The 24703-nt window shown below is 55.2% G+C and carries 35 protein-coding genes, 1 tRNA gene and 3 pseudogenes; all 39 read left to right on the top strand.

What is annotated here, in order from left to right; genetic code table 11:
• Positions 1-198: pseudogene (gene tuf / locus B3M32_RS09010) on the top strand (elongation factor Tu); the annotation flags it as partial.
• 9 nt (positions 199-207) lie between these two features.
• Complete coding sequence (gene rpsJ, locus B3M32_RS09005) at positions 208-516, top strand: 30S ribosomal protein S10 (RefSeq protein ID WP_173798279.1); 309 nt, start codon at positions 208-210, stop codon at positions 514-516.
• Between the two features lie 5 nt (positions 517-521).
• Positions 522-1139, top strand: a complete 618-nt coding sequence (gene rplC / locus B3M32_RS09000) for a 50S ribosomal protein L3 (protein ID WP_290745651.1) — start codon at positions 522-524, stop codon at positions 1137-1139.
• Complete coding sequence (gene rplD / locus B3M32_RS08995) at positions 1139-1759, top strand: 50S ribosomal protein L4 (RefSeq protein ID WP_290745648.1); 621 nt, start codon at positions 1139-1141, stop codon at positions 1757-1759. The genes rplC and rplD overlap by 1 nt, the downstream gene beginning before the upstream one ends.
• Positions 1759-2061: a 50S ribosomal protein L23 gene (gene rplW / locus B3M32_RS08990; RefSeq protein WP_290745645.1), complete on the top strand. Its 303-nt coding sequence runs from the start codon at positions 1759-1761 to the stop codon at positions 2059-2061. The genes rplD and rplW overlap by 1 nt, the downstream gene beginning before the upstream one ends.
• Positions 2062-2063: 2 nt before the next feature.
• Positions 2064-2894 (top strand): 50S ribosomal protein L2, encoded by an 831-nt coding sequence (gene rplB, locus B3M32_RS08985; RefSeq protein ID WP_290745642.1) that lies wholly within the window; start codon positions 2064-2066, stop codon positions 2892-2894.
• A gap of 3 nt (positions 2895-2897) precedes the next feature.
• Positions 2898-3176, top strand: coding sequence for a 30S ribosomal protein S19 (gene rpsS / locus B3M32_RS08980; RefSeq protein WP_290745639.1), 279 nt, complete (start codon positions 2898-2900; stop codon positions 3174-3176).
• Positions 3176-3526: a 50S ribosomal protein L22 gene (gene rplV, locus B3M32_RS08975; protein ID WP_290745636.1), complete on the top strand. Its 351-nt coding sequence runs from the start codon at positions 3176-3178 to the stop codon at positions 3524-3526. Before rpsS ends, rplV begins: the two co-directional genes overlap by 1 nt.
• Positions 3527-3528: 2 nt before the next feature.
• Positions 3529-4188 carry a 30S ribosomal protein S3 gene (rpsC, locus tag B3M32_RS08970; protein WP_173556295.1) on the top strand — a complete coding sequence of 220 codons (660 nt, stop codon included), beginning with the start codon at positions 3529-3531 and terminating at the stop codon, positions 4186-4188.
• A gap of 2 nt (positions 4189-4190) precedes the next feature.
• Entirely contained in the window at positions 4191-4604 is a 414-nt protein-coding gene (gene rplP / locus B3M32_RS08965) for a 50S ribosomal protein L16 (RefSeq protein ID WP_290745629.1), read from the top strand.
• On the top strand, positions 4604-4795 hold the full coding sequence (gene rpmC, locus B3M32_RS08960; protein ID WP_173341035.1) for a 50S ribosomal protein L29: 192 nt from the start codon (positions 4604-4606) through the stop codon (positions 4793-4795). The genes rplP and rpmC overlap by 1 nt, the downstream gene beginning before the upstream one ends.
• A 17-nt stretch (positions 4796-4812) precedes the next feature.
• Complete coding sequence (rpsQ, locus tag B3M32_RS08955; protein WP_290745624.1) at positions 4813-5067, top strand: 30S ribosomal protein S17; 255 nt, start codon at positions 4813-4815, stop codon at positions 5065-5067.
• Positions 5068-5100: 33 nt separating this feature from the next.
• Positions 5101-5457: pseudogene (gene rplN, locus B3M32_RS08950) on the top strand (50S ribosomal protein L14); the annotation flags it as partial.
• Positions 5457-5756, top strand: a complete 300-nt coding sequence (gene rplX / locus B3M32_RS08945; protein WP_290745621.1) for a 50S ribosomal protein L24 — start codon at positions 5457-5459, stop codon at positions 5754-5756. The pseudogene rplN and the gene rplX, both read left to right, overlap by 1 nt.
• 2 nt (positions 5757-5758) lie before the next feature.
• The gene (gene rplE / locus B3M32_RS08940; RefSeq protein ID WP_290745618.1) at positions 5759-6298 is read left to right on the top strand and encodes a 50S ribosomal protein L5; all 540 of its coding nucleotides are present in this window, start codon (positions 5759-5761) and stop codon (positions 6296-6298) included.
• Positions 6299-6307: 9 nt separating this feature from the next.
• Positions 6308-6493: a type Z 30S ribosomal protein S14 gene (locus tag B3M32_RS08935; RefSeq protein ID WP_173798268.1), complete on the top strand. Its 186-nt coding sequence runs from the start codon at positions 6308-6310 to the stop codon at positions 6491-6493.
• 11 nt (positions 6494-6504) lie between these two features.
• Positions 6505-6900, top strand: a complete 396-nt coding sequence (gene rpsH / locus B3M32_RS08930; RefSeq protein ID WP_290745613.1) for a 30S ribosomal protein S8 — start codon at positions 6505-6507, stop codon at positions 6898-6900.
• 2 nt (positions 6901-6902) lie between these two features.
• Complete coding sequence (gene rplF / locus B3M32_RS08925) at positions 6903-7442, top strand: 50S ribosomal protein L6 (protein WP_290745708.1); 540 nt, start codon at positions 6903-6905, stop codon at positions 7440-7442.
• A 9-nt stretch (positions 7443-7451) separates the two neighbouring features.
• The gene (rplR, locus tag B3M32_RS08920) at positions 7452-7823 is read left to right on the top strand and encodes a 50S ribosomal protein L18 (protein ID WP_290745610.1); all 372 of its coding nucleotides are present in this window, start codon (positions 7452-7454) and stop codon (positions 7821-7823) included.
• 11 nt (positions 7824-7834) lie between these two features.
• Positions 7835-8317, top strand: coding sequence for a 30S ribosomal protein S5 (gene rpsE / locus B3M32_RS08915; RefSeq protein WP_173555045.1), 483 nt, complete (start codon positions 7835-7837; stop codon positions 8315-8317).
• A gap of 13 nt (positions 8318-8330) precedes the next feature.
• On the top strand, positions 8331-8510 hold the full coding sequence (gene rpmD / locus B3M32_RS08910) for a 50S ribosomal protein L30 (protein WP_290745607.1): 180 nt from the start codon (positions 8331-8333) through the stop codon (positions 8508-8510).
• 1 nt (position 8511) lies between these two features.
• A complete protein-coding gene (gene rplO, locus B3M32_RS08905; RefSeq protein ID WP_290745604.1) occupies positions 8512-8952 on the top strand; it encodes a 50S ribosomal protein L15 in 441 nt (146 codons plus the stop codon).
• Positions 8952-10313 (top strand): preprotein translocase subunit SecY, encoded by a 1362-nt coding sequence (gene secY, locus B3M32_RS08900; RefSeq protein WP_290745601.1) that lies wholly within the window; start codon positions 8952-8954, stop codon positions 10311-10313. The genes rplO and secY overlap by 1 nt, the downstream gene beginning before the upstream one ends.
• Positions 10313-10531, top strand: coding sequence for a translation initiation factor IF-1 (infA, locus tag B3M32_RS08895; protein ID WP_290745598.1), 219 nt, complete (start codon positions 10313-10315; stop codon positions 10529-10531). Before secY ends, infA begins: the two co-directional genes overlap by 1 nt.
• A gap of 27 nt (positions 10532-10558) precedes the next feature.
• Positions 10559-10675 carry a 50S ribosomal protein L36 gene (gene rpmJ, locus B3M32_RS08890; protein WP_014546097.1) on the top strand — a complete coding sequence of 39 codons (117 nt, stop codon included), beginning with the start codon at positions 10559-10561 and terminating at the stop codon, positions 10673-10675.
• Between the two features lie 9 nt (positions 10676-10684).
• The gene (gene rpsM / locus B3M32_RS08885; protein ID WP_072807559.1) at positions 10685-11053 is read left to right on the top strand and encodes a 30S ribosomal protein S13; all 369 of its coding nucleotides are present in this window, start codon (positions 10685-10687) and stop codon (positions 11051-11053) included.
• Positions 11054-11064: 11 nt separating this feature from the next.
• Positions 11065-11505 (top strand): 30S ribosomal protein S11, encoded by a 441-nt coding sequence (rpsK, locus tag B3M32_RS08880; protein WP_349679865.1) that lies wholly within the window; start codon positions 11065-11067, stop codon positions 11503-11505.
• Positions 11506-11523: 18 nt separating this feature from the next.
• The gene (locus B3M32_RS08875; RefSeq protein ID WP_290745583.1) at positions 11524-12498 is read left to right on the top strand and encodes a DNA-directed RNA polymerase subunit alpha; all 975 of its coding nucleotides are present in this window, start codon (positions 11524-11526) and stop codon (positions 12496-12498) included.
• A 2-nt stretch (positions 12499-12500) separates the two neighbouring features.
• Positions 12501-12875: pseudogene (gene rplQ / locus B3M32_RS08870) on the top strand (50S ribosomal protein L17); the annotation flags it as partial.
• Positions 12876-13038: 163 nt separating this feature from the next.
• The gene (locus tag B3M32_RS08865) at positions 13039-14199 is read left to right on the top strand and encodes a polysaccharide biosynthesis/export family protein (RefSeq protein ID WP_290745580.1); all 1161 of its coding nucleotides are present in this window, start codon (positions 13039-13041) and stop codon (positions 14197-14199) included.
• Between the two features lie 37 nt (positions 14200-14236).
• A complete protein-coding gene (locus B3M32_RS08860; protein WP_290745577.1) occupies positions 14237-15388 on the top strand; it encodes a hypothetical protein in 1152 nt (383 codons plus the stop codon).
• Positions 15385-16710, top strand: coding sequence for an O-antigen ligase family protein (locus tag B3M32_RS08855; protein ID WP_290745575.1), 1326 nt, complete (start codon positions 15385-15387; stop codon positions 16708-16710). The genes B3M32_RS08860 and B3M32_RS08855 overlap by 4 nt, the downstream gene beginning before the upstream one ends.
• Positions 16707-17834 carry a glycosyltransferase family 4 protein gene (locus B3M32_RS08850; RefSeq protein ID WP_290745572.1) on the top strand — a complete coding sequence of 376 codons (1128 nt, stop codon included), beginning with the start codon at positions 16707-16709 and terminating at the stop codon, positions 17832-17834. Before B3M32_RS08855 ends, B3M32_RS08850 begins: the two co-directional genes overlap by 4 nt.
• Entirely contained in the window at positions 17834-19228 is a 1395-nt protein-coding gene (locus B3M32_RS08845; RefSeq protein ID WP_290745568.1) for a lipopolysaccharide biosynthesis protein, read from the top strand. Before B3M32_RS08850 ends, B3M32_RS08845 begins: the two co-directional genes overlap by 1 nt.
• 61 nt (positions 19229-19289) lie before the next feature.
• A tRNA-Leu gene (locus tag B3M32_RS08840) sits at positions 19290-19369 on the top strand.
• A gap of 38 nt (positions 19370-19407) precedes the next feature.
• A complete protein-coding gene (gene tig / locus B3M32_RS08835) occupies positions 19408-20664 on the top strand; it encodes a trigger factor (protein WP_290745565.1) in 1257 nt (418 codons plus the stop codon).
• 13 nt (positions 20665-20677) lie between these two features.
• Entirely contained in the window at positions 20678-21268 is a 591-nt protein-coding gene (locus B3M32_RS08830; protein WP_290745562.1) for an ATP-dependent Clp protease proteolytic subunit, read from the top strand.
• On the top strand, positions 21268-22563 hold the full coding sequence (gene clpX, locus B3M32_RS08825; RefSeq protein ID WP_290745559.1) for an ATP-dependent Clp protease ATP-binding subunit ClpX: 1296 nt from the start codon (positions 21268-21270) through the stop codon (positions 22561-22563). The genes B3M32_RS08830 and clpX overlap by 1 nt, the downstream gene beginning before the upstream one ends.
• 154 nt (positions 22564-22717) lie before the next feature.
• Entirely contained in the window at positions 22718-24640 is a 1923-nt protein-coding gene (locus tag B3M32_RS08820; RefSeq protein ID WP_290745556.1) for a glycoside hydrolase family 44 protein, read from the top strand.
• Positions 24641-24703 lie beyond the last annotated feature (63 nt).

Here is a 24703-nt window from a genome sequence, read left to right as displayed (position 1 = left end):
CAGTTCTACTTCCGCACCACCGACGTGACCGGCACGATCCAGCTGCCCGAAGGCGTCGAAATGGTGACCCCGGGTGACACCGTCACGATCCACGTGAACCTCATCGCCCCGATCGCCATGGAAAAGCAGCTCCGCTTCGCTATCCGCGAAGGTGGCCGTACTGTTGGTGCTGGCTCTGTAACCGAAATCATCAAGTAAGGAAAAATCATGGCTGGTGAACGCATTCGTATTCGCTTGAAGAGCTTCGATCATCGTATGATCGACCGCTCTGCTCAAGACATCGTGAATACAGCTAAGCAAACGGGTGCCCGCATCGCGGGGCCCATCCCCCTCCCGACGAAGGTCCAGAAGTATACGGTGCTCCGCTCTCCGCATATCGACAAGACTTCTCGTGAACAGTTTGAATCCCGTACGCACAAGCGTCTTATCGACATCCTCGATGCTACGCCGCAAACTGTCGATTCCCTCATGAAACTTGACTTGCCGGCTGGTGTCGAAGTCGAAATTAAGGTCTAATAACAATGAACGGTATTCTCGCAAAGAAATTGGGAATGACCCAAGTGTTCACGGAACAGGGCGAATGCGTTCCTGTAACGGTTCTCGAAGCCGGTCCGTGCGTGGTCGTTTCCCACAAGACAGAAGAAAAGGATGGTTACACTGCCGTCCAGATCGGCTTTGGTCTTAAGAAGGAACAGCGCGCCAACAAGGCAGAAATCGGCCATTTCAAGAAGGCTGAAATCGCTGTCCGCGAACACCTCGCCGAATTTGACGTGGCTGATCTCGAATCCTGGCCGGTTGGCAAGGAATTCGGCGCAGCCGACTTCGCCGATGCGAAGATGGTGAACGTTTCCGGTATCTCCAAGGGTCACGGATTCTCTGGTACCATCAAGCGCCACGGCTTCCACAGCGGTCCTCGCTCTCACGGTACGCACAACATGCGTGAACCGGGCGGTACGTCTGCTCACTCCTATCCGGGCCGTGTTTTCCCGGGTAAGCGTATGGCTGGTCAGTACGGCAACAAGAAAGTGACCGTGAAGCACCTCCAGGTCGTCAAAGTCGACGGCGACCGCAACCTGATCTTCGTCCGTGGCGCTGTCCCGGGCCCGAAGAACAGCATTATCGTGGTGAGGAAAGACTAATGGCTAGTGCAAAGCTTTTCGCCGCTACCGGCGATTTCAAGAATGATATTCAGCTCCCGGCCCTTTTTGACGAAGAAGTCAACAAGGTTTGCATGTACTTGCATATCAAGGCCATCCTGAACAACAACCGTCAGGGTACTGCCAAGACGAAGACCAAGTCCGAAGTCAGCGGCGGTGGCCAGAAGCCCTGGAAGCAGAAGGGCACGGGTCGCGCCCGCTCCGGTCAGAACACCTCCGCTGTGTGGGTTCGCGGTGCCAAGGCTCACGGTCCGAAGTCCCACGACTACTTCGAAAAGGTGAACAAGAAGGTCAAGAAGATCGCGTTCCACTCTGCACTCGCTGCAAAGGCCCAGGAAGGCAAGTTCTTCGTGTTCGAAGCTCTCAGCTTCTCCGCCCCGAAGACCAAGGATCTCCTCGCCGTTCTCACCAAGTCCGGTATCGAACAACGTAACGTGCTCTTTGTTGTTAGCGCGAAGGACGAAAACCTCTACTTGTCCTCCAACAACATTCCTTGGTGCCGTTGCGCCCGCGTCGAAGATGTCAATACCTACGACATCGTTCGTGCGAACAACGTTGTCATCTCTCAGGCTGCTCTCGCAGAACTTGAAGGAGGCCGCTAATGAAAGAACTTCACGAAATTCTCGTTGCACCGCACGTGACCGAAGAAACCACCAAGAACATGGTGAATCCGAAGTCCGGTGCTCGTAAGTACGTGTTCAAGGTTGCCCTGAACGCCAGCAAGGACGAAGTCAAGGCCGCTATCGAAAAGCGCTTTGACGTCAAGGTCGCCTCGGTCAATACTCTGATTAACCGTGGCAAGATCAAGCGCGTCCGCATGGCCGCCGGCAAGAAACCCAACTGGAAGAAGGCCTACATCACACTCAAGGCCGGGCAAAAGATTGCCGAGTTCGAAGGAGTATAATCATGGGTCTGAAATCTTATCGCCCTCTTACCCCGACGCTGCGCTACAAGCAGATTGGTGACCGCAAGGAAATCACTGCCGAGAAGCCGTACAAGCCGCTTACCGAAGGTATCAAGCGTAGCTCCGGCCGTAACAACGCTGGTGAAATCACCTCCCGCCGTCGCGGTGGTGGTCACAAGAAACTGTATCGTCTTATCGATTTCAAGCGCCAGTTCGCAGGCATTCCCTGCACTGTCGAAACGATCGAATACGATCCGAACCGTACAGCACGTATCGCCCTGGTCAAGTACCAGAACGGCAAGCGCGCCTACATCATTGCCCCGGCAAGCGTCAAGGTCGGCGACGTCCTGAACGCTGGTGAAGGTGCAGAATTCCGCGTAGGTAACGCTCTCCCGATCCGCGATATCCCGCTGAACACTTTGATTCACAACATCGAAATGAAGCCGGGCAAGGGTGCCCAGCTGGTCCGCTCCGCCGGTGCCGCTGCTGAACTCGTTGCCAAGGACGGCAAGCTCTGCCAGGTCCGTCTCCCGAGTGGCGAAGTTCGCTACATCTCCGAAGACTGCCTCGCTGTTGTCGGTCAGGTTTCCAATATCGATCACATGAATGAATCCTCGGGCTCTGCCGGCCGTTCTCGCTGGCTCGGCAAACGTCCCGCTGTCCGCGGTGTCGTGATGAACCCGGTCGACCACCCGCTCGGTGGTGGTGAAGGACGTACCTCTGGTGGTCGTCATCCGTGCTCTCCCTGGGGCAAGAACTCCAAGGGTGCTAAAACTCGTAACAATAAGCGTACCGATAAGTACATCGTGCGCCGTCGTCAGAAGAGGGCCTAATTCATGTCGAGATCCCTTAAGAAAGGTGCGTTCGTGGATTCCCACGTTCTCAGCAAAGCCCAGGCTATGGCTAGCTCCGACAAGAAGCAGCCGATCAAGACCTGGTCCCGTCGTTCCACCATCGTCCCGGATATGGTCGGACTCACTTTCTCCGTGTACAACGGAAAGCAGTTCCTCCCGGTCTATGTTTCTGAAAACATGGTCGGCCATAAGCTCGGCGAATTTGCCATGACCCGTACTTTCCGTGGCCATCGCAAGACTGAAACTGCTGGAGGCAAATAATGCAAGCTGTTGCTAAAGTGAAAAACGTCCGTTACGGCGTGCGCAAGCTCCGCCGCGTTGTGGACCTGGTCCGTGGCAAGCGTGTTGATGAAGCCTTCGCTATGCTTTCCATCCTTCACACGCAGACCAAGGGTGCTCCGCTCATCGAGAACGCCCTCAAGTCCGCTGTCGCAAACTTCAAGCAGAAGTCTGCCGCTCCGGTAACTGCTGAAGAGCTCGTGATCAAGGCCATCACCGCTGATGGTGGTACGATCATGAAGCGTATTCACCCGCGTTCCCAGGGTCGCGCTTTCCGTATCGAAAAGCCGCTCACCCACATCACCGTCATCGTCGCAGACAAGGAGAAATAACAATGGGTCACAAAACTCATCCTAATGGTCTTCGTCTCGGCGTCATCCGCGGTTGGGAATCCAAGTGGTATGCCGAAGACAATTTTGCCGACCTTCTTTATGAAGACATCGTGCTCCGTCGCTACTTGATGAAGCGTTTCGAACATGCCTCCCTTTCCAAGGTCGGCATCGAACGCACCGTCAAGAAGGTGAACGTCAACCTCTTTACCGCCCGTCCGGGTATCATCATCGGCAAGAAGGGCGAAGAATTGGAACGCGTCAAGAGCGAACTCCAGTTCCTCACCGGTAAAGAAATCTATATTAGCGTCCACGAAATCAAGCGCCCGGAAACGGATGCCAAGTTGGTCGCTGAAAACATCGCTCGCCAGCTCGAAAAGCGTATTTCTTTCCGTCGTGCCATGAAGCGCGCCATCCAGAGCGCCATGCGCATGGGTGTGGAAGGAATCAAGGTGCAGTGCGGTGGCCGCCTCGGCGGTGCCGAAATCGCCCGCGTTGAAAAGTATGCCGAAGGCCGCGTGCCTCTGCACACTCTTCGTGCTGACATCGATTATGCAACCTCCATTGCTAAGACCGTTTATGGCGCCATCGGTATCAAGGTGTGGGTCATGCACGGTGAAAAGATTGGTAAGGACGTCATGTCCGACAACAAGAGAGAGAAGTAATTATGCTGAGTCCTAAAAGAACATTACATCGTAAGCAGATGAAGGGCCGTATGAAGGGTGTCGCTTCTCGCGGCAACTACATGGCCTTCGGCGAATTCGGCATTCAGGCTCTTGAAAAGTGCTGGCTGACAGCTCGCCAATTGGAAGCAGCCCGTATCGCTATGACTCGTAAGATCAAGCGTGGTGGCCGCGTATGGATCCGTGTGTTCCCCGACAAGCCGGTAACACGTCACCCCGCCGAAGCCCGTATGGGTAAGGGTAAGGGCGCTGTGGAATTCTGGGCAGCCGTGATTCTCCCGGGCCGTATCCTTTTTGAAATGGGTGGTGTCGAACGTGACCTCGCCATGGAAGCTCTCCATGTCGCCGCACAGAAGCTCCCGCTCAAAGTTAAAATCATCGAAGAATCGGAGATCTAATGAAAGCACGTGAATTGAAGGAACTGGGCGTTGACCAGCTCAAGGAAAAACTGGCTCAGTTGAATCTCGATTTGTTCAATTACCGCATGACTGCGAAGCTCGGTAATTTGGAAAAACCCTCTGTGATCCAGACGACCCGCAAGGACATCGCCAGGATCAAGACCATCCTCAGCGAAAAGGCCAAGGCATAAGCCGGCAGGAGCAGGAAATGGATAGAAACCTTCGTAAAGTCAAGCAGGGTGTTGTTACGTCCGACAAAATGGACAAGACTATCACGGTTATGGTTGAAAACCGTAAGCGTCACCCGATGTACAACAAGATCATGACCACCACCAAGAAGCTCAAGGCTCACGACGAAAAGAACGAAGCCGGCGAAGGCGACCTGGTGGAAATCATGGAAACTCGTCCGCTTTCTGCGACGAAGCGCTGGCGCCTCGTCCGCATTGTGGAAAAGAAGAAGTAAACTCCTGGAGTAAGGCGAATATGATTCAAGGAAGAAACCAGACTCGTCGTGGCTGACAACAGTGGAGCCAAGGAAGTCGCCTGCATCCGTGTTTTGGGTGGCACCAACCGTCGCTATGCTAGCATCGGTGATGTCATCAAGGTAGCCGTTAAGGACGCTATCCCCCAGAGCAAGGTGAAGAAGGGTTCCGTGGCCGACGCCGTCGTCGTGCGCACACGCAAAGAAATCTCCCGTCCGGACGGAACGTTCATTCGTTTCTCGGACAACGCAGTTGTTCTCATCACCAAGGATGGTGAACCGCGTGGAACCCGTATTTTTGGACCGGTGGCTCGTGAGCTCCGCGAAAAAAATTACATGAAGATCATCTCCCTCGCACCTGAGGTTCTCTAATGGCTAACATCAAGAAGAATGATAACGTCAAGGTGATTTCCGGTGCCAACAAGGGCAAGACCGGCACCGTGATCAGTGTCAAGGCCGGCAAGGTGATTGTGAGCGGCGTGAATGTTCGCAAGCGTCACGAAAAGCCGAGCCAGACCAACCAAACTGGAGGCATCATCGAAAAGGAACTGCCGATCGACATTTCCAACGTGATGCTTCTCGAAGGCAATACCCCTGTCCGTACCCGCATCGTCCGCGAAAAGGGTAAGAAGGGCGTTCGCACCAGTGTGAAGACTGGAAAGGCTGTGTAACAATGAACCAGATGAAGCAATTTTATCTCGAAAAAGTCGTTCCGGCCTTGCAAGCAAAGTTTGCCTACAAGAACGTAATGGAAATTCCGCGTCTCGAAAAGATCGTGGTGAACATGGGCGTGGGCGCTGCTTCCCAGAACCGCAAGATTCTCGACGAAGCTGTCGATACTCTCACCGCCATTACCGGACAGAAGGCCATAGTCACTAACGCTAAGAAGGCTATCGCTAACTTCCACCTCCGTGAAGGCATCGGCATCGGTGCCAAGGTCACCCTCCACGGTGACAACATGTGGGATTTCCTGTTCCGTTTCATCAACATCAACCTCCCGCGTGTCCGTGACTTCCGTGGTCTCGCACGTCGCGGCTTTGATGGCATGGGTAACTTCACCCTCGGCATCAAGGAACAGACCATCTTTGTCGAAATCGATATCGACAAGGTTTCTCGCACTTTCGGCATGGACATCTCCTTTGTCACCTCTGCAAAGACTGACGAAGAAGGTCGTGCACTGCTCGAAGAACTTGGACTCCCCTTCCGTAAGTAAGGTAATACCATGGCAAGCAGAAGAATGATTGAAAAATGCAAGCGTACTCCGAAGTTTACCGTTCGTGGGTACAATCGTTGCAAGCGTTGCGGTAGGCCGCACGCCTTTATGCGCCGCTTTGGCCTTTGCCGTATTTGCTTCCGCGAAATGGCACTCGCCGGCGAAATCCCCGGTATCACAAAGTCGTCCTGGTAAGGAGAGTACAAATGGCAATGACAGATACAATCGCCGATATGCTCACCCGCATCCGCAACGCCTCTAAGGCGCAGCTGCCCGTGGTGGACATTCCTGCCAGCAACCTGAAGCGTGAAATCGCCCGCGTTCTGCAGGAAAAAGGTTTCATCAAGAAGTTCGTCGTCGTTGATGACGGCAAGCAGGGTCTTCTCAAGATTTTGCTCCGTTACACGAAGGGCGTTTCCGCTATCCAAGGCATCCAGCGCGTGTCTACGCCGGGTCTTCGTCACTACGTTGACGTTGCAAAGCTCCCGCGTGTCCGCAATGGCCTCGGCTATGCAATCATCTCCACATCTAAAGGTGTCATGACTGACCACGAAGCCCGCGAACAGAAGGTGGGTGGCGAAGTCATCGCAAAGGTATGGTAAAGATGTCCCGTATCGGTAAAGCTATTATCACTATCCCGGCTGGCGTTAAGGTTAACGTCAACGGTCAGAACATCAAAGTCGAAGGCCCGAAGGGCAAGCTTGAAACGACGGTTCACGAACTGATCCAGATTAAGCTCGAAGGCGATCAGCTTTCCTTCTCCCGTCCGAACGACGAAAAGTTCACCCGTGCCATGCACGGCACCACCCGTGCCCTCGTCGCCAACATGGTCGAAGGCGTCACCAAGGGTTTCGAGAAGACTCTCGAGATCGTCGGTGTGGGCTACCGTGTAGAACAGAAGGGCAAGGACCTGAACCTCGTGCTCGGCTTCTCTCACCCGGTGATCTTCAAGGCTCCGGAAGGTGTTGAACTCAAGGCTGTTGACCCGCTGAAGATTTCCGTTTCCGGAATCGACAAGCAGAAGGTCGGCCAGGCTGCCGCGGAAATCCGCAAGTACCGTCGTCCTGAACCGTATAAGGGCAAGGGCATCAAGTACAGTGGCGAAATTGTCCGTCGCAAGCAAGGTAAGAAGACAGGTAAATAAGGGTAAACTATGACTGCAATTGCTAAAAAAAGAATCCAGTCCAGAATCGCACGCCACGAACGCGTACGTAAGTCTGTTGTCGGAACTGCAGAGTGCCCTCGTTTGGCCGTTCGCCGTTCCTTGTCTCACATGGTCGCCCAGATTATCGATGACGAAAGCAACAAGTCCATCGCTCAGGTCGCTACGACTGCTAAGGAATTCCAGAGCAAGTTCGGCGAAATGACGAAGTCGGAACAGGCCAAGCAGCTTGGCCTCCAGGTTGCCGAAGTCGCCAAGTCCAAGGGCATTGAATCCGTGGTCTTCGACCGCGGCGGTTACATCTATCACGGTCGCGTTCAGGCTCTCGCTGAGGGAGCTCGTGAAGGCGGACTCAAATTCTAGTGAGGTACACTTTGGAACGCGAAGCTCAAGTTTCTGAATTTGAAGACAAGGTTGTACACATCAACCGTTGCGCGAAGACTGTCAAGGGCGGTCGCCGCATGTCCTTCTCCGCTCTCGTTGTCGTTGGCAACAAGAACGGCAAGGTCGGTGTCGGTCTCGGTAAGGCCAAGGAAGTTTCCGAAGCCATCCGTAAGGGTACCGAAGCTGCCCAGCGCAACATTGCCGAAGTCCAGCTCCTGGACGGCACCATCCCGCACGACATCGAAGTGAAGGCCGGTTCTACCCGCATCCTTCTGATGCCGGCTGCTCCGGGTACTGGCGTTATCGCCGGTGCCGCTGCCCGTGCCGTTCTCGAACTCGCCGGTGTGCGCAACATCCTCACAAAGATTCACGGTTCTTCCAACCCGAGCACGGTCGTCCGCGCTTGCCTGGAAGGCCTGCTGTCTCAGAAGAACAAACAGGACTGCGCCAAGTTGCGCGGTTTCGAAGCCTAAGGAGTAATACACCATGAAAAAAGTCCGTATTACTTTGATCAAGGGTACTGTCCGTCGCCTTCCGGTGCACCGCGCTAACGTGGCTGCTCTCGGTCTTCGCAAGATTGGACAGACTGTCGAACACAATTTGACCCCCTCCATCCAGGGCATGATCAACGCCGTGGCTGACATGGTGAAGGTCGAGGAGATCTAAGATGGAACTGAATTCTCTCAATCCTGGCAAGGCTGCCAAGGGCAAGAGCCGCAAGCGCATCGGTCGCGGTCCGGGTTCTAGCTGGGGCACTACTGCTGGTCGTGGCCAGAAGGGTGCCGGCGCACGTAAGAGCGCCCAGGCCGGTCGTGTCGCCTTCGAAGGCGGCCAGATGCCTATTCACCGTCGTATCCCGAAGCGCGGCTTCAAGCATGCCGGCATTGAATTCCAGATTGTGAATCTCAAGCGCCTCGCTGCCTGCAGCGTCACGGAATTCGATGCTAAGGTTCTGTTTGATCAGGGCTTTATCAAGAAGGTTGACCTCCCGGTCAAGATTCTCGCATTCGGCTCTATCGACAAGGCTATCAATGTAAAGGTTAACGCCATCAGCGAAAAGGCAAAGGCTGCCATTGAAGCTGCTGGCGGCAAAGTCGAGATCATCTAATGGAAGCTCTCAAGAAAGCTATCGATGCGTTCGTCAATGCGTTCAAGATCGAGGACCTGCGTAAGAAGTTGCTCTTTACGCTCGCCGTCTTGATCATCTACCGCCTTGGCGCTCACATCACCATCCCCGGAGTAAACGCCGCCGTGCTGGCGGAATACTTCAAGAACTCGAACAACTTGTTCGGCCTGTATGACTCCTTCACGGGCGGTGCGTTCGCGAAAGCGACGATTTTCGCCCTGGGTATCATGCCGTACATCAGCGCGTCCATCATCATCCAGTTGATGGGCTCGGTGATTCCCGCCATCCAGATGCTTCAGAAGGAAGGTCAGGAAGGTCGTGCGAAGCTGAACCAGTATACTCGATACTTCACGGTGGTTCTTTCCGCCTTGCAGGGATGGGGTATTTCCGTATGGCTTTCCTCGCTCAAGGTGACGACAGCTACCGGTGCCGGCGTATCTGCCCTCGCGGACGATTTCGCTACGGGCGCCGGCAACATCGGTTTCCGCTTACTTGCAACCCTGACCTTCACCGCCGGTACGGTGTTTGTGATGTACCTCGGCGAACAGATTACTTCGCACGGTGTGGGTAATGGTATTTCTCTTATAATTTTCGCCGGTATCGTCGGCGGCCTTCCGCGGGCCGTCTTGGCAGAAACGGAAATGCTGAAGGAAGGCATCCAGCCCCTCGCTATCGAGATCTTCATTCTCGCTGTCGTGGTGCTGATTGTCGGCTTCATCGTGTTCGTCGAGCAGGCGACCCGTCGCATTCCACTCCAAAGTCCTCGCAGGACCGTCGGAAACAAGGTCATGGGTGGTCAGTCCAGCTATTTGCCCTTCAAGGTGAATACCGCTAACGTGATTCCCGTGATTTTCGCAAGCTGCATCATGTTCATTCCAGCTATGATTGCATCTTGGTTCCCGAATGTGTCCGTTATGCAGGCTTTTGCTACTGCGTTCATCCCTGGTCACCTGGCCTACAGCGTGGCTGACGCACTCCTGATTATATTCTTCACCTTCTTCTACACGGCAATCCAGTACAACCCGAACGACATTGCCGAAAACCTCAAGAGAAGTGGTGGGTTTATTCCGGGAATTCGTCCGGGTAAGCAGACGGCAGAATATATTGACCATGTTTTAACCCGAATTTCTCTGCCCGGGTCGCTTTACCTCGCTTTTATTAGCGTCGGACCCTGGTATCTGAAAGACGCTCTCAATATGAGTTTCTATATTGGGGGCACCTCGGTGTTGATCGTGGTCGGTGTGGCCCTGGATACGCTTCGTCAACTCGAAGCCCAGTTACATACCAAGAATTATGATGGTTTCCTGAAGAGTGGCCGCATTCGCGGCAGGATGGCTTCCTAGTGGCTAAAGAAGAAGGCATACAAGTTGAAGGCGTGGTGCTCGAAGCACTTCCTAACGCTTTCTTTCGTGTAGGACTTGGAAATGGTCACGAGATTCTCGCGCACGTTTCAGGAAAGATGCGTCGGCATTTCATCCGAATTTTGCCGGACGATAAAGTGTTGGTAGAAATTTCTCCCTACGACCTCAATCGAGGGAGAATCACATACCGTTACAAGTAATAGGTATTTTCAAAGAAGGTCAAACCTATGAAAATCAAAGCCTCCATTAAACCCAGATGTGAAAACTGCAAGATCATCCGTCGCAAGGGTGTATTGCGTATCATCTGTTCGAAGAACCCCCGTCACAAGCAGAAGCAGGGATAAGGAGATCGTATGGCACGTATAGCTGGTGTCGATTTGCCGAAAAACAAGACTGTCGAGTACGGTCTGACGGCAATCTATGGTGTCGGTCTGTTCACCGCAAACAAGGTCTGTGCTCAGCTGGGCATCGACAAGAACAAGAAGTGCGATGACCTCACCGAAGAAGAACAAGGTAAGATTCGCCATCTCTTGGAAGACGAATACTCTGTGGAAGGTCAGCTTCGCGCAGAAGTTACCCTGAATATCAAGCGTCTGCTCGATATTGGTTGCTACCGTGGCATCCGCCACCGCAAGGGCCTGCCCGTTCGTGGTCAGCGTTCCCGCACCAATGCCCGCACTCGTAAGGGTCCCAAGAAGACTGTGGCTAACAAGAAAAAGTAAGGAGATTCGTCGTGGCTGAAGAAGAAATCAAGGAAACTGCTGCCGCTGCTGAAGCTCCGGCCGCAGCCGCTACTGAAGAAAAGGTCAAGAAGGGCAAGAAGCGTGTCGACATCCAGGGCATCGCTTGCGTGTTCGCTTCCTTCAACAATACAATCGTTTCTATCACCGATGCTCGCGGTAACGTCGTGGCTTGGGGCTCTCCGGGTAACTCCGGTTTCAAGGGCTCTCGCAAGAGCACTCCGTTTGCCGCCCAGCTCGCTGCCGAAACTGCCGCTCACAAGGCGTTCGACCTCGGCATGCGCAAGGTGGACGTCCGCGTGAAGGGCGCTGGTGGCGGTCGTGAATCCGCTGTTCGCGCACTCAAGAATGCGGGCCTCGAAGTTCTCTCTATTCGAGACGTGACGGGCATTCCGCACAATGGTTGCCGTCCTAAAAAGAAGAGAAGAATTTAATCCAAAGAGGTATCGCCAATGATGTGGAAATCACTTCAGATGCCGCGCAGCTTCCAGAAAGTTGAGACCGGCGAAGACGGCCGCTACGCCAAGTTTGTCGTAGAAGCCTTGGAACGTGGCTGGGGTATCACCCTCGGTAACGCCCTCCGCCGTACGCTTCTCTCCTCTCTGCAGGGTGCGGCTATTGTCTCCGTGAAAATCGAAGGCGTGGAAAAGGAATTTTCTACAATTCCGGGAGTCAAGGAAGATGTCACCGACATTATCCTGAACTTGAAGAGCCTCCGCGTGAAGCTCCTTTCCGACCACGACGAAACCCTTCACCTGGACATGTCCGGTGACGGCGAAGTCACGGCGAAGGACTTCATGGACAATCCGAACGTCGCCATTCTGACTCCGGATGTCCATATCGCGACATTGAACGGCAACGCTTCCTTGTCGATGGACGTGAAGATCTCTTGCGGTCGTGGCTATGTCACCGCCGACGAATTGAAGGACAAGGACGCTCCGATTGGCGTTATCGCCATGGACGCCAACTTCAACCCGGTGCAGAAGGTCGCTATGCACATCAGCGATACCCGCGTTGGACAGCGTACCGATTTCAACCGCCTGGAACTCGAAATTACGACTGACGGCTCCATCGATCCCGAAGACGCTCTCGCCTACGCTGCGAAGCTCCTCGTCGATCACCTGGAAATCTTCATCAACTTCGAAGGCGATCTCGAAAGCCCCGAAGAACTCGAAATGGATGAAGAACGTCAACGTATCGCGACGCTCCTGCGTACCCGCGTGGACGAACTCGAACTCTCTGTTCGTTCCAGCAACTGCCTCCGTATGGCCAACATCCATACCGTTGGCGAACTTGTACGCAACAAGGAAAACGATATGCTCAAATACAAGAACTTCGGCAGGAAGTCCTTGGTCGAACTTAACGAGGTATTGACCTCCATGGGCCTTTCCTTTGGCATGGACGTCGATGACTACTTGAAGGATTAAAAATGAGACACGGTGTAAAAAACAAGAAACTCGGTGTTAATTCCGAACACAAGCGTGCCATCCTCCGCGCCCTTACGACCTCCATCATCGGCAAGGGTATGGAAGCGGAACAGAGTGCCCGCTACGTGCGTACTACGCTTCACAAGGCCAAGTTGGTCCGTAGCAGCGTCGAACGCATGATTACCTATGCAAAGAAGGGTGACCTCTCTGCCCGTCGTGAAGCTGCCCGCTTCGTGATGGACCCGAAGGTCCTCCAGGATTTGTTCAACACGATCGGCCCGCGTTACGCATCCCGTAACGGTGGCTACACCCGCATCATCAAGCTCGGCCCGAACCGCGCTGGTGACGCTGCCGAAATGGCCCTCATCGGTCTCGTCGAAGACGAGATCGTCGTGAAGACCAAGAAGGCCTCCGAACCTGCCAAGGCTGACGCAGCCGTGGACATGGTCGAGGGTGAAAGCAAGTCCGCTAACTAAGGCTAAACGCTTTGTAGAAAGTCCGGCTAGTTCTCTGGCCGGACTTTTTTGTATATTATCTCCCATGTATGCTGTTTTAATATTGATTTTGGCGTCGGTATGTTTTTCCGCACCCCTTGACGATGATTTTTCATCGCCGACGACCCTGCCTACATTCCAGGGCCAGGAAGGAAGATTCCAGAGGACGAATATTGTTACTGAACCCATCCGTCTGGAAACAGCTATCGATTCTACGTATATTGTCGGTCCCGGTGACTATTTCGAAATTCTTTCGCCGAAGGGCTTCGACGTCGTGCAGGTTTCCCCGGAAGGCAACGTGTCTGTCCCGAGCTGCGGCATGGTCAATGTCGATAAGCTCCACCTGAACGAAGCCAAGGATTCCCTCAAGAAGCTGCTCGTGTCGAAGTATGACGAGCGCTACGTGCAGATTCAGCTGGTGCGCACCAGGAAGATGTCGGTTTCCGTTCTCGGGGCGGTGCAGTCTCCCGGACGTGCTACGGTGGAACAGCAGACCCACCTGAACGGAGTGATTGTCCTGGGTGGCGGGTTCATGCCTATGGCCGACAGGAAGAACATCAAGGTCGTCCGTGACAAGGACACGATTACCGTAAACTATATCGACTACGAGACGGAAGGCAAGGGCGAAGCGAACATCGAGCTGCGTGCAGGGGATGTCATCTATGTTCCCTATATCAAGTCGGAATCGACGATTTCCGTGGAAACCCCGGTGACGAACATGAGTGTCCCGTACGTGGAAGGCCGTACGCTCGGTGAATATCTCGACAAGACTCCCGGCGTCGCCGAGATAAAGTCCAAGTGGGTGAAGATCAAGAAACCGGACGGCTCTACCGAAACTTACGAGATAGAGAAGGCCCGCGACCTGCGCCTGGCTCCGGAGACCCATGTCGAGCTGTGGAACAAGGATCCCTTCGTTTACGTGGGCGGTGCCGTTGCCGCAGTGGGCAAGGCCCTCTATACTCCCGGCCTGCATGCTATCGACTATATCGCGTCTTCGGGCGTGACTATCATTACCGGCTCGTTTAGGCGTGTTACGCGTATCCGCGATGGCAAGCGTGAATCGATTGACCCGTACAAGGGAGAAATCCAGCCGGGCGACTATATCGAGATTCCGCGCAGCATCTACGAATCCGTGAAGGATGTGACCTTGTTCCTGGCTTCACTGCTGAGTGTTGTCGCGACGGCAATCATTATATCTACTTACTAGGTTTCCGATGGCATACTTCGATATATTCTGTTATTGCTTGAAGAAGAAGAAAGTCTTTCTTATTCCGGTCGTGGTGGCCCTGCTGTGCTTCGTGCTCGCCTGGGTGATGCCGCCTATCTATACGACGGAGATCAGGCTCCAGATCGATGCTTCTTCGAGCGAGACGGGTAGCTTTGGCGCCGTGTCGTCCATGCTCAAGTCTTCTGCCGGTGGCCTTTCGAACGGAAGTATCGCGTCGTTGCTCGGTTCGCAGAATACCATCAAGCCTTCGGACCTGTACCTCGAAATCCTTTCGGGCCGCGAAGTGGCCCTCAGCACCATCCACAAGTTCCGCCTCGATACGCTCTACAAGAAAAAGGCCGACGAGCTTTCCCTGAAGCGCTTCAACAAGGACGTGATGATCGGTGAAGATGCGAGCGGCATCATCAGCTGTGCATTCGAGGCCAAGAACAAGGTGATGGCGCGCGATATCGTGCGCTACATGGTGGACATCTCTAACGAGCGCTACCTGAAGCTGCAAAAAGAACGCCTGCAGTATTCCATTCAGTACCTCAAGTCGCAGGAACGCGAACTCATGGACAGCGTGAGGTCCATCAGTGACGAACTGGTCCGCTTCTACAGGGACAACAACCTGGTGAACCTGGAAGCCCAAACGGAACTGACCGTGAAGGCGCTTGCCGGTTACGAGGCCCAGATAAACAACTACAAGCTTTCGGAACAGGTGCAGGGCAAGAACAACGCCGACGCGAACGAAATGCGCAAGAAGCGCCTGCTGCTCGAACGCAAGTTCAGGGAACTCCGCGGCAAGTACGATTCGAACTATGTCCCGACCGAGAAGTCCCTGTACCTGAATTCGGACTGGGCTTCGGAAAAGACCTTGTACCAGGAGCAGCGTGCCGCCGACCTCAAGCGCTTCACCACGCTCCTGGAATTCGTGTCCACCGAGAAGATGAACACGGAGTCGCAGAGCCTCAAGAACCAGCCTGTCATCCAGATTGTGCAGGATGCGTATTTGCCGGACTGGAAGACCCGCCCGAAGAGGGCCGTCTGGGCCATTGCCGGTTTCATTGGTTCTTTCGTGCTGACGCTCTTCTTCGTGGTCTACCATGGCATAAGCACGGGAGCGATTGCCAACTGCGGCGAAGCACGCCAGAAATTGGAGCAGATCAAGGCGTCAATGCGTAAATGATTCCCAAATTCGTCATTCTCATCCTGTTGCCGATATTGCTGACGGTAGTCTACCTGGGCTCTGCCGATGAGAATATTGTGGGATTAATCGCGCTTGCGCTCATGATGGTGAGCTTTTTCTGCACGATTGTCGTGAAGTCCCATGTTTTTGGGGCGCTGTTCCTGATTGTCGCCCTCCACTGGTTCCAGCTGGAGGGAATTTCTCATTCCATATACCTGATGTTTGTCGCGGTGACGTGCTACGCGCTGTACATGACGCGCATGGGCGACCAGAAGGTGGACCGTCTGTGGCTGCTGCTGGCGGCAAGCCAGTTCGGCTATATGGCGCTGGTTTTCTTGGCCCGCCCCTACACGATGATGATGATTTTCTTTTTCGTGATGGCGACCGGGCTGGTGTTTTTCCTGGGCTGCGGACTTATCCGGTGGACGTCTTCGATGGTGCAGAAAGTCATCACGGCGCATCTCGTGTTCATGTGCATCTGGGCGTTTATCGAGAGGGCGGTGTCGTTCCAGTTGCGCGTAGAAGGCCCTTCCCTCAGCTCGACGAACTTTGCCGTGCTCCTCGCGGTCTCTTGGACCATCTGGTTCATGAACGGCTGGATAAGCAAGAAGACGAACCCGGTATGGCTCGGCGTGATTTCTGTCCTGGTGTTTATTTCTATCGTGCTCAGCGGAACCCGCATGGGCATTATCGGCATGGGTCTCGGCTCCATGCTTACGGTGCTTGCCAAGCTGATGATGAACCAGCGTGAACGCGTTCTGAGCATGTTGTTCAAGTTCGCGATCCTTTCGGGAATCCTGGCCATCTTGGCGATAGGGCTGTGGAGTATTCTGCCCGACGACATGTTCCTGAAACAGGGAATGAACACTTTTGTGAGCGGCAGGCTGGACGCGAGTTCCATGGGACGCATTGCCGCCTGGTATACGGCGGGGACTATCATAAAGTCGCACACGCTGTGGGGCGTGGGCCCCGGAAACTTCCTTGCCTATAACGTGGAATTCCTGGCTCGCTACAACATGTTGCCTATCGTGCAGACGCTGCCCCGTCTGGGCCACGCCCATAACCTCGCCCTGATGGTTCTTTCGGAACACGGCTTTATCGGTTTCACGTTCCTCTCGATGGTCTGCGTGACCTGCGCCGCGAAACTGCTGCGCTATATCCGTTACACGTGGGACGGCTTTGGCCTCGCCCTGCTGGGCGGCGGCATCGTGATGCTGTTCCTCGGTGTCTTTGACGTGTTCCCGCTGTTCCCCTCGTCGCTCGGATGGGGCGCCTGGTACATGGGCGTGCTGTTCTCGTTGGGCAAGGAGAGCCGCGTATGAGAATCGCGCTGCTTTCGACGGTTTTTATCGGCGAATACGGCGTGACCCGCATTCTCGAGAACCAGTTGCCGTACTTGCTGGCAGATGGCCACCAGGTGGACTTGTACGCCTGCGATCTGGACCGCAGCCTGGTGCCGGCCGGCGTGCGCGCCGTGCGCGTGCCGACGCATTTTAGGGGCGTGGCGCTTGCGCTGAAGGCGGGGAACTACGACGTGGTTGTCGCCTGTACGGACCCGTTCTACAAGATTGTCGCCGACCTGAAACTGGACGCCGTGACGGTCGCCTACGAGCACGGCTATATTCCCGCGGAGCTCACGATTCCCGAAGAACGGGAACAGCACCGCAAGATGGTGGAGGCCCGTATAGGCGAAATCTACCCTGCGTTTACGGCTGTGGTGACGATAAGCCGCTATGCGGCGGAATATATCGGCTGGCCTGCCGCCAGGGTACTTTATAACGGCGGCGACCATTTCGCGAAGCTTTTGCCGGCAGGAAGCCTGGTGGCCCACGAGGGTCCTGTGCGCGTGCTGATGGTGACGCGTTACCGCACTACGGAATGGCTCTACAAGGGTCTTGACGATTTGTGCCGGCTCAAGAAGGACTTGGGCGATAGCTACGAAGTCACGGTCGTGGGCGGCGGTGATGCTGTGACATGCGCGAAACTTACGGCGGCAGGCGTCGCCGCCCGTGCCGCCATCAGCGATTCCAGGAAGATGGCGGAGCTGTATGCCGACTGCGATGTGCTCGTGAGCTTTTCCAAGTGCGAGAACTTCAACCTGCCCCTTGTGGAGGCGGGCTTTGCGCACAGGCCGGCGCTTGCGCTGGCTGTCTGCGCGCATCCGGAAGTGACGCCGTTCGTTTTCGAATCGTACGAAGGCATTCGCGATTACCTGAAGAACGCGACGCGCGAGACTCTCGACGCCGATGGCGAGAAGATGTTCCAGTTTGTGGAAAAGCGGTTCCGCTCCGAAGAAAACGGCAAGGGCTTTGCCGCGCTTTTGCGGGAACTCTGCCCGAATCCTGCCGGCAAGCGCGCCGGTTGCGTCTTGGGACTGTATCACGCATTCTGGGACTTGCGAGACTTTGTCCGTAACCGTATTTACCGGAAACTGCGGAGGCGCTGATGCGTGCGGATTCGTTGCTCGTGAATGTCGGCATGAACGGTGCCGCCCAGGGCCTAGGCAAGCTTGTGCGTTTCGTGGTGACGAGTATCGCGTTGCTGCGGTTCGGTTCGGCATCGTGGGGCGAGGTCGTATTTGCGCTCACGCTCGTCACGTACCTGAACTTTGTCCTGGATTTCGGACTGTCTTCGCTTGCCTTGATCGAACACCCCGACGACGTGAAGATGGACCGCAAGCTGTTCGTGGCCATGGGCTACATGCGCGGTGCCGTGCTGCTCGCCATGGCGGCAGTCGGGGCGGTGGCGTTTTTCTCGATGGACCTTGCCGGCGGGTTCGTGTTGAAGGTGTACCTGCTGCAGGTATTCTTGCGGCCTGCGAATCTCGACTGGTGGCTTTCGCGTAAGGGCTATGCGGGTATCAATCCCGTAGTGCAGTTCTTTAGGCAGTGCCTGGTCCTCGGCATGCTTTGGTTCGCGGGTATCTCTTCTATCGAAATGTTCGCGGCCATCGATATCGGTTCGGAAGTGCTCGCGACGGCCGCCCTGTGGGTGCTGGGGCCCAAGCGCAAGTTTTCGGTGGCGCCTCCGTCGCGTGCGGAATGGAAGGACGCCTGGAGCTGCTACCGCAGTTCGTTCATCCTGTTTTTCTCGTCTTCGCTACTGCTGCTGCACCAGAACGTGGATATCTTCTTCTTGAAGTATTTCTGCGGCAACAGCGCGGTGGGCATTTACGATTACTGTTTCCGCTATGCGATGTTCGTGTTCGTGCTGGGCGGCGCGCTCAGCGTCCCGCTACGGCGGCAGCTGGCCCGCCTGCTGGAATTCGGGCGGCACGAGGACAGCGCTTCGCTGGTGCAGTCTTCGCACAAGATTCTGGGCGTCATGAGCGCGATGTTCCTCTTGGGGACTATCGCCTTTTCGGAAAAGTTCTTCACGAAGGTGATTCCTGTCGACGTGGACTTGCCCGCTGCGAAGGTGATGATCCTTTTCGCCTGCTGGCTCGTAGTTTCGTTCTATTCGGTGCCGTGGAGCGAATGGCTCATCTCGCAGTCGCGTAAGGACTACCTGAAGCTCGCCGTTGTCGCGGGCGTGGTGAACGTGGTTTCCAACGTGTCCCTGGTTCCGGAGCTGGGCGTTCTCGGTGCGGCCCTGGCAAAAATTTGTTCGGAGTCCGGCATATTCCTGTTCTTGCTTACCCGTGTGACTCCCGCCATGCGCAGACAGTTCGTCAAGGTGACGGCGATACACTTGCTGATGCTCCCTTGCGTCGTGTGTTTCTGGTATACGGGCGCTGTCCCCTGGTGGGGCCTGGTGGCGACGTTTGTGGCGCTACTGTTGATAATTGGTGTATTCAAGTACGTGTCGAAAAAAGATTTGGGCATATTGGCCCGGAATTGACTTTTTCGTTTTGGGACACTACTGTCGCCGACCGAATTTTTCTAAATTTGGGTGCGGAAACGCGAGAGTGGCGGAATTGGCAGACGCGCCAGACTTAGGATCTGGTACTTCGGTGTGTGGGTTCGACTCCCACCCCTCGCAGAAATTTTTTAACCAAAAAAGCATATCGGAGTTTTTGTATGTCCGTTGAAATCAAAGAGACCAGCGCCACGCTGCGCACCCTCGACGTCACAATCCCCCAGGAGGACCTTAAGGCTCCTTTTGAAAAGAAGCTTGCCCAGTATAAGAAGCAGGTTGCCCTGAAGGGCTTCCGCCAGGGCATGGTTCCGAAGGCCATGATCCTGAAGCAGTTCGGTGACACCATCCGCCACGAAGTCGTGAACGAGACGGTCGACAAGGTCATCAACGAAGAACTGAAGAAGGCGGGCATTCTTCCGGTTGGCCCCCTCAAGGTGACCGATTTCAAGGATGACAAGGAAACCAGCGTCAAGCTGACCGTCGAAGTCGAAATTGACCCCGAAATCGATATCAAGGGCTATGCCGACACGGGCGTGACCGTTCCGGATACCGCAGTGCACGAAGAAGAAATCCAGGACGAACTGAACCGCATGATCCAGATGTGGAGCCGCGACGAACACGTGGACCGCGCTGCCGGCAAGGGCGACGTGGTGGTCGGCAACTACATCGAAGTCGTTATCGACGGCGAAAAGCAGACGCTCCCCGAAAACAAGGAATTCCGCAGCCTGCTCGGCGAATCCGCCAGCCCGGGATTTGACCAGGGCCTCATGGGCGTCAAGGCCGGTGACAAGAAGGAAATCAACTTCCAGTACCCGGATGACCACAAGGACGAACGCTACCGTGGCAAGACCGCCCAGTTCAACGTGGAAATCACCGACGTGCGTGAAATCGTTCCGCCGACCTTCGACGAAGAATTCTGCAAGCAGATCGGCGTCAAGGACGAAGCCGACCTGAAGAACAACATTGCCGAAAGCCTTGCCAACCGCAAGCGCGACGCCGCCAAGACGAAGGCTGTCGACGAAGCTATCGACAAGCTCATCGAAAGCAACCCGTTCGACGTGCCGCATGCCCGCGTGGTGGATCTCATCAAGTGGTCCATCAACCGCAACGTGCAGGATCCCAAGGATGCCGTGGAACCGACGGAAGAACAGATCAACAGCCTCTCCGCCGAAGCAATCCGCGAAATCAAGAAGCACCGCATTTTGGACTTCGTCGCCACCAAGGAAAAGCTCAAGGCTACGCAGGAATCCGTGGACGAACGCCTCAAGCTCATGGCCCAGGCCTACCAGGTGGATTTCGAAACCCTCAAGGGTCATTTCCGCCAGTCCGGCCGTATCAACGGCCTGCGCGAAGAACTGCGCATTCAGTTGGCTGCTGACTTCATCGTCGGCATCCGTCCGGCTACCGAATCCAAGTAAAGAGGTCTTGTAAATGATCATCCCTACCGTCATAGAGAATACCGGTCGCGGTGAGCGCGCTTACGATATCTATTCCCGTCTCCTCAAGGAACGCATTATCTTCTTGGGTACGCCCATCAACGACGAAGTGGCGAACAACGTCATGGCGCAGTTGATATTCCTGGAATACGAGAATCCGGAAAAGGATATCACGCTCTACATCAACAGCCCCGGTGGTTACGTGTCGGCAGGGCTTGCCATTTACGATACCATGCAGCACGTGCGCCCGAACATCGCGACCATCTGCATTGGCAGTTGCGCCTCGATGGCCGCGGTCCTCCTGGCCGCCGGCACCAAGGGCAAGCGCTATGCGCTCCCGCATTCCCGCATTATGCTGCACCAGCCGTCTGGCGCGGCCACCGGCCAGTCTACCGATATCCAGATTACGGCGAAGGAAATCGTGCGTACCAAGGATACCCTGACCGAGATTGTCGCGAAGCATACGGGCAAGTCTATCGACGAAGTCCGCGAAAAGACGGACCGCGATTTTTACATGGGTCCTGAAGAAGCCAAGGCCTTCGGTGTTATCGACGAGGTTTTCGTTCCGCGTAAAGAGGGCGTTTAATGTATCGTAGCGGGAAAAATCATCCTGTCGTGACTTGCAGTTTTTGCGGCAAGCCGGCGGAACAGGTCGAAAAGATGATTACGGGTGCGGGAGTCCACATCTGCAGTGATTGCGTCTCCATGTGCTACCGTATCATCGAAGAGGACAAGTCCCGCGCGATGAAGGAAAAGGCCGCAGCCGAGCTCGCCTCGCAGAAGCCGCTCCCGCTGCCGTCCGAAATCAAGGCCCATCTGGACGAATTCGTGATTGGCCAGGACCAGGCCAAGACGGCCCTCTCGGTGGCCGTGTACAACCATTACAAGCGCCTGCGCTACAGGCAGACCCACAACTCGAAAGACGACGTGGATGTCGAGAAGTCGAACCTGCTGCTGGTCGGCCCGACCGGTTCCGGAAAGACGCTCCTGGCGCAGACGATGGCACGATTCCTGGATGTCCCGTTTACCATTGCCGACGCGACGGTGCTTACCGAGGCGGGCTATGTGGGCGAAGACGTGGACAGCATTATCGTGCGCCTGTTGCAGGCTGCCGATTACGACGTGGCCAAGGCGGAACGCGGTATCATCTTTGTCGATGAAATCGACAAGATTGCAAGGAAGACGGCGAACCCTTCCATCACGCGCGACGTGAGTGGCGAAGGCGTACAGCAGGGCCTGTTGAAACTTTTGGAAGGCACTGTCGCCGCCGTTCCGCCGAAGGGCGGGCGCAAGCATCCGGAACAGCCGCTGGTTCAGGTGAATACGAAGAACATCCTGTTCATTTGCGGGGGTGCGTTCGAGACGCTCGACAAGATAATCGCCCAGCGCGTGAACAAGGGCGGAATGGGCTTCGGTGCCGACATCCGCAGCGAAAAGGACAATACGCTGAGCGAACTGTTCAGGCAACTCGAACCCGATGACCTTATCAAGTTTGGACTCATTCCCGAAATTGTCGGACGCTTGCCGATCGCCGTGGCGCTCGAGGAACTGGACGAAGACGCGATGCTCAATATCTTGACGCAGCCGAAGAACGCCCTCGTGAAACAGTTCAAGAGCCTCTTCGCGATGGATGGCATCGAGCTCGAATTCGAGGAAGAGGCCCTCAAGGAAATCGTGCGTGAGACCATGAGCCGAAAGACTGGCGCCCGCGGGCTCCGTTCCGTTGTGGAAAAGGCCTTGCAGAAGGCGATGTTCGAAATGCCCGGTTCCGGCGCAAAGAAACTCCTGGTTACGGCCGAGATGGTGAAGAACGGGCTGGGTCCCGTGACCATTTCGTCCGAAAAGAAATCCCGGAAAAAAGTCGGGAAAAACGTCGCATAAGAACGCTTTTTTAAAGAACCGGGAGCAAATCCCGGTTTTTTTGTGATTGTTGACAAGTATGTCCACGTAGACGGATTTTTTTTGCACTATTTCGTTTTTCGGATATATTTTTATTTGGAAGCTGCTTCCCTAGAAGCGGCCAAAGGTGGTGCTTATGGTTTTTGCGAAGATTCTCGCCGGCGGGGCTTTCGGTTCCGTGCTGGCGTTTTCCCCGGCCCTTGCCGCTATCGACATTACCGTCGATACCCAGAAGGGCGTGAAGAAGATTTCCCCTTACCTGTATGGCCGCAACATCGACAAGGTGAGCGACACTAAGGCCGAAAGCGACTCCACCGAAGAGGCGTTTATCGCGCAGATGCTCGAGGCGGGCATCCACTTTTTACGCGCGAACAACGGCAACAACGCCACGCGCTACAATTGGCGCCACAAAATGACGGTCCACCCGGACTGGTTCAACAACGTTTACGAGCACGACTGGGACATCACTGCGAAAAAAGTGCTCGACAAGATGCCGGGTGTCGACGCGATGTACGCTTTCCAGCTCACGGGTTACGCGGCAAGTTCCACCGCATACAACTTCCCGGACTGGAACTGGAAACAGGAACACGGCTCGTATCCGTCGCAGACATTCGACCTCGCGGGCGGAGGCGAAGTATCGGAAGACGGCCAGACGCTCGTCAAGGCGGGCGACGCCTCGCTCTACAACATGGAATGGCCAGCCGACTCGACCGTCGCGATTATCCCACACTGGAAAGACGAACTTAAGTTCGACATGAGCCGTTTCAAGTACTGGAGCATGGACAACGAAATGGAAATCTGGCGCGGCACGCATTCCGACCTGGATTTGCCTGTCACGGGAGACTTTCTCGTTGAACGCTACATCGATGTCGCCAAGAAGGCCCGCGCCGCCTGGGGCGACATCAAGCTCACCGGCCCGGTGGTCGCAAACGAATGGTTCTGGTGCTCCGTGTCCTCGTACAACAAACAGGATAGACCCAAAGGACCCGATCGCGATTACTGCTGGCTAGAATACTTCATCATGAAAGTTGCCGAGGCGCAAAAGTCCTCTGGCACACGTCTTCTCGATGTTTTCGACATTCACTGGTATCCGAGTGAAAAAGATTACGAATCGCGCGTGAACTGGCATCGAGTTCTATTCGACACCACCTATAACTATCCCGGAGCAAACGGGATCAAGATGGTGAACGGAGGCTGGGACAACGACAACCAAAAGGAATACATCTTCAAGCGTATCAACGACTGGCTCGAAAAATATTTCGGCAAGGATCACGGCATTACGCTCGGCATTACCGAAACCGACCTGAACGATTCCGACCCCATGGTAACGGCACTCACTTACGCGTCTTTCCTTGGAGTCATGCAAGATAACGGCGTCGAGATTTTCACCCCGTGGACCTGGGGCGACGGCATGTACGAAACGGTGCACCTCTTTAGCCGTTACGGCCACGCGAACCGCGTGCAGTCCATATCCAGCAAGGACTCGCTCGTATCGGCCTACAGTTCCGTAACGAACAAGGGCGACTCGCTCACGGTCATCTTCGTGAACCGCGCTGAAAAGGATGCGCAAGAGGTTCAACTGAAATTGGCCAATTTCGATGCCGGCCTGAAATTCAAGACGCTCACGCTGCAGAACCTCAAGGGCGAAACGTTTGTTTCGCACACGAATAACGCCCTGAAAGAAAACGCCGTGAATGCTTCCGTCGCGGGTGAAAAAACGACTGCGACCGCGGCGTTTGCGGACATGATCAAGATGACTCTCCCGGCCAAGTCCATTACCGCCTTGTTGCTCTTTTCCGAAAATCCGAAGGCTGTCGATACGACAGAGGCGCTCGGACATGTTGCCATGCCGCATGCCGGCCTGAGATACGCCCTTGTCGCCAGCGGGAAGCAGGTTGCCGTGAACGGGATTGCACCGGGATCGCGTTATGTGCTGATGAACGCGATAGGGCAAGTCGTTGCTCGCGGAGTATGGAACGGTCCCGGAACGTCGCTTGCCATAGCCGTTCCCGGTCCGGGAAAGTACATGTTGCAGGTCCGGCCGGGAATCTCCCGTTGAATGGGTCTCGGGCGATTTTTTGCCTAGCGGGAAAATGGCGACGTAGCGAAGATTCTATCTTTA

The sequence above is a fragment of the Fibrobacter sp. UBA4309 genome (assembly GCF_002395745.1).
Taxonomy (GTDB): Bacteria; Fibrobacterota; Fibrobacteria; order Fibrobacterales; family Fibrobacteraceae; genus Fibrobacter.
Note: the sequence above shows the minus strand (reverse complement) of the source record. Positions and strands in the feature narration are given on the sequence as shown.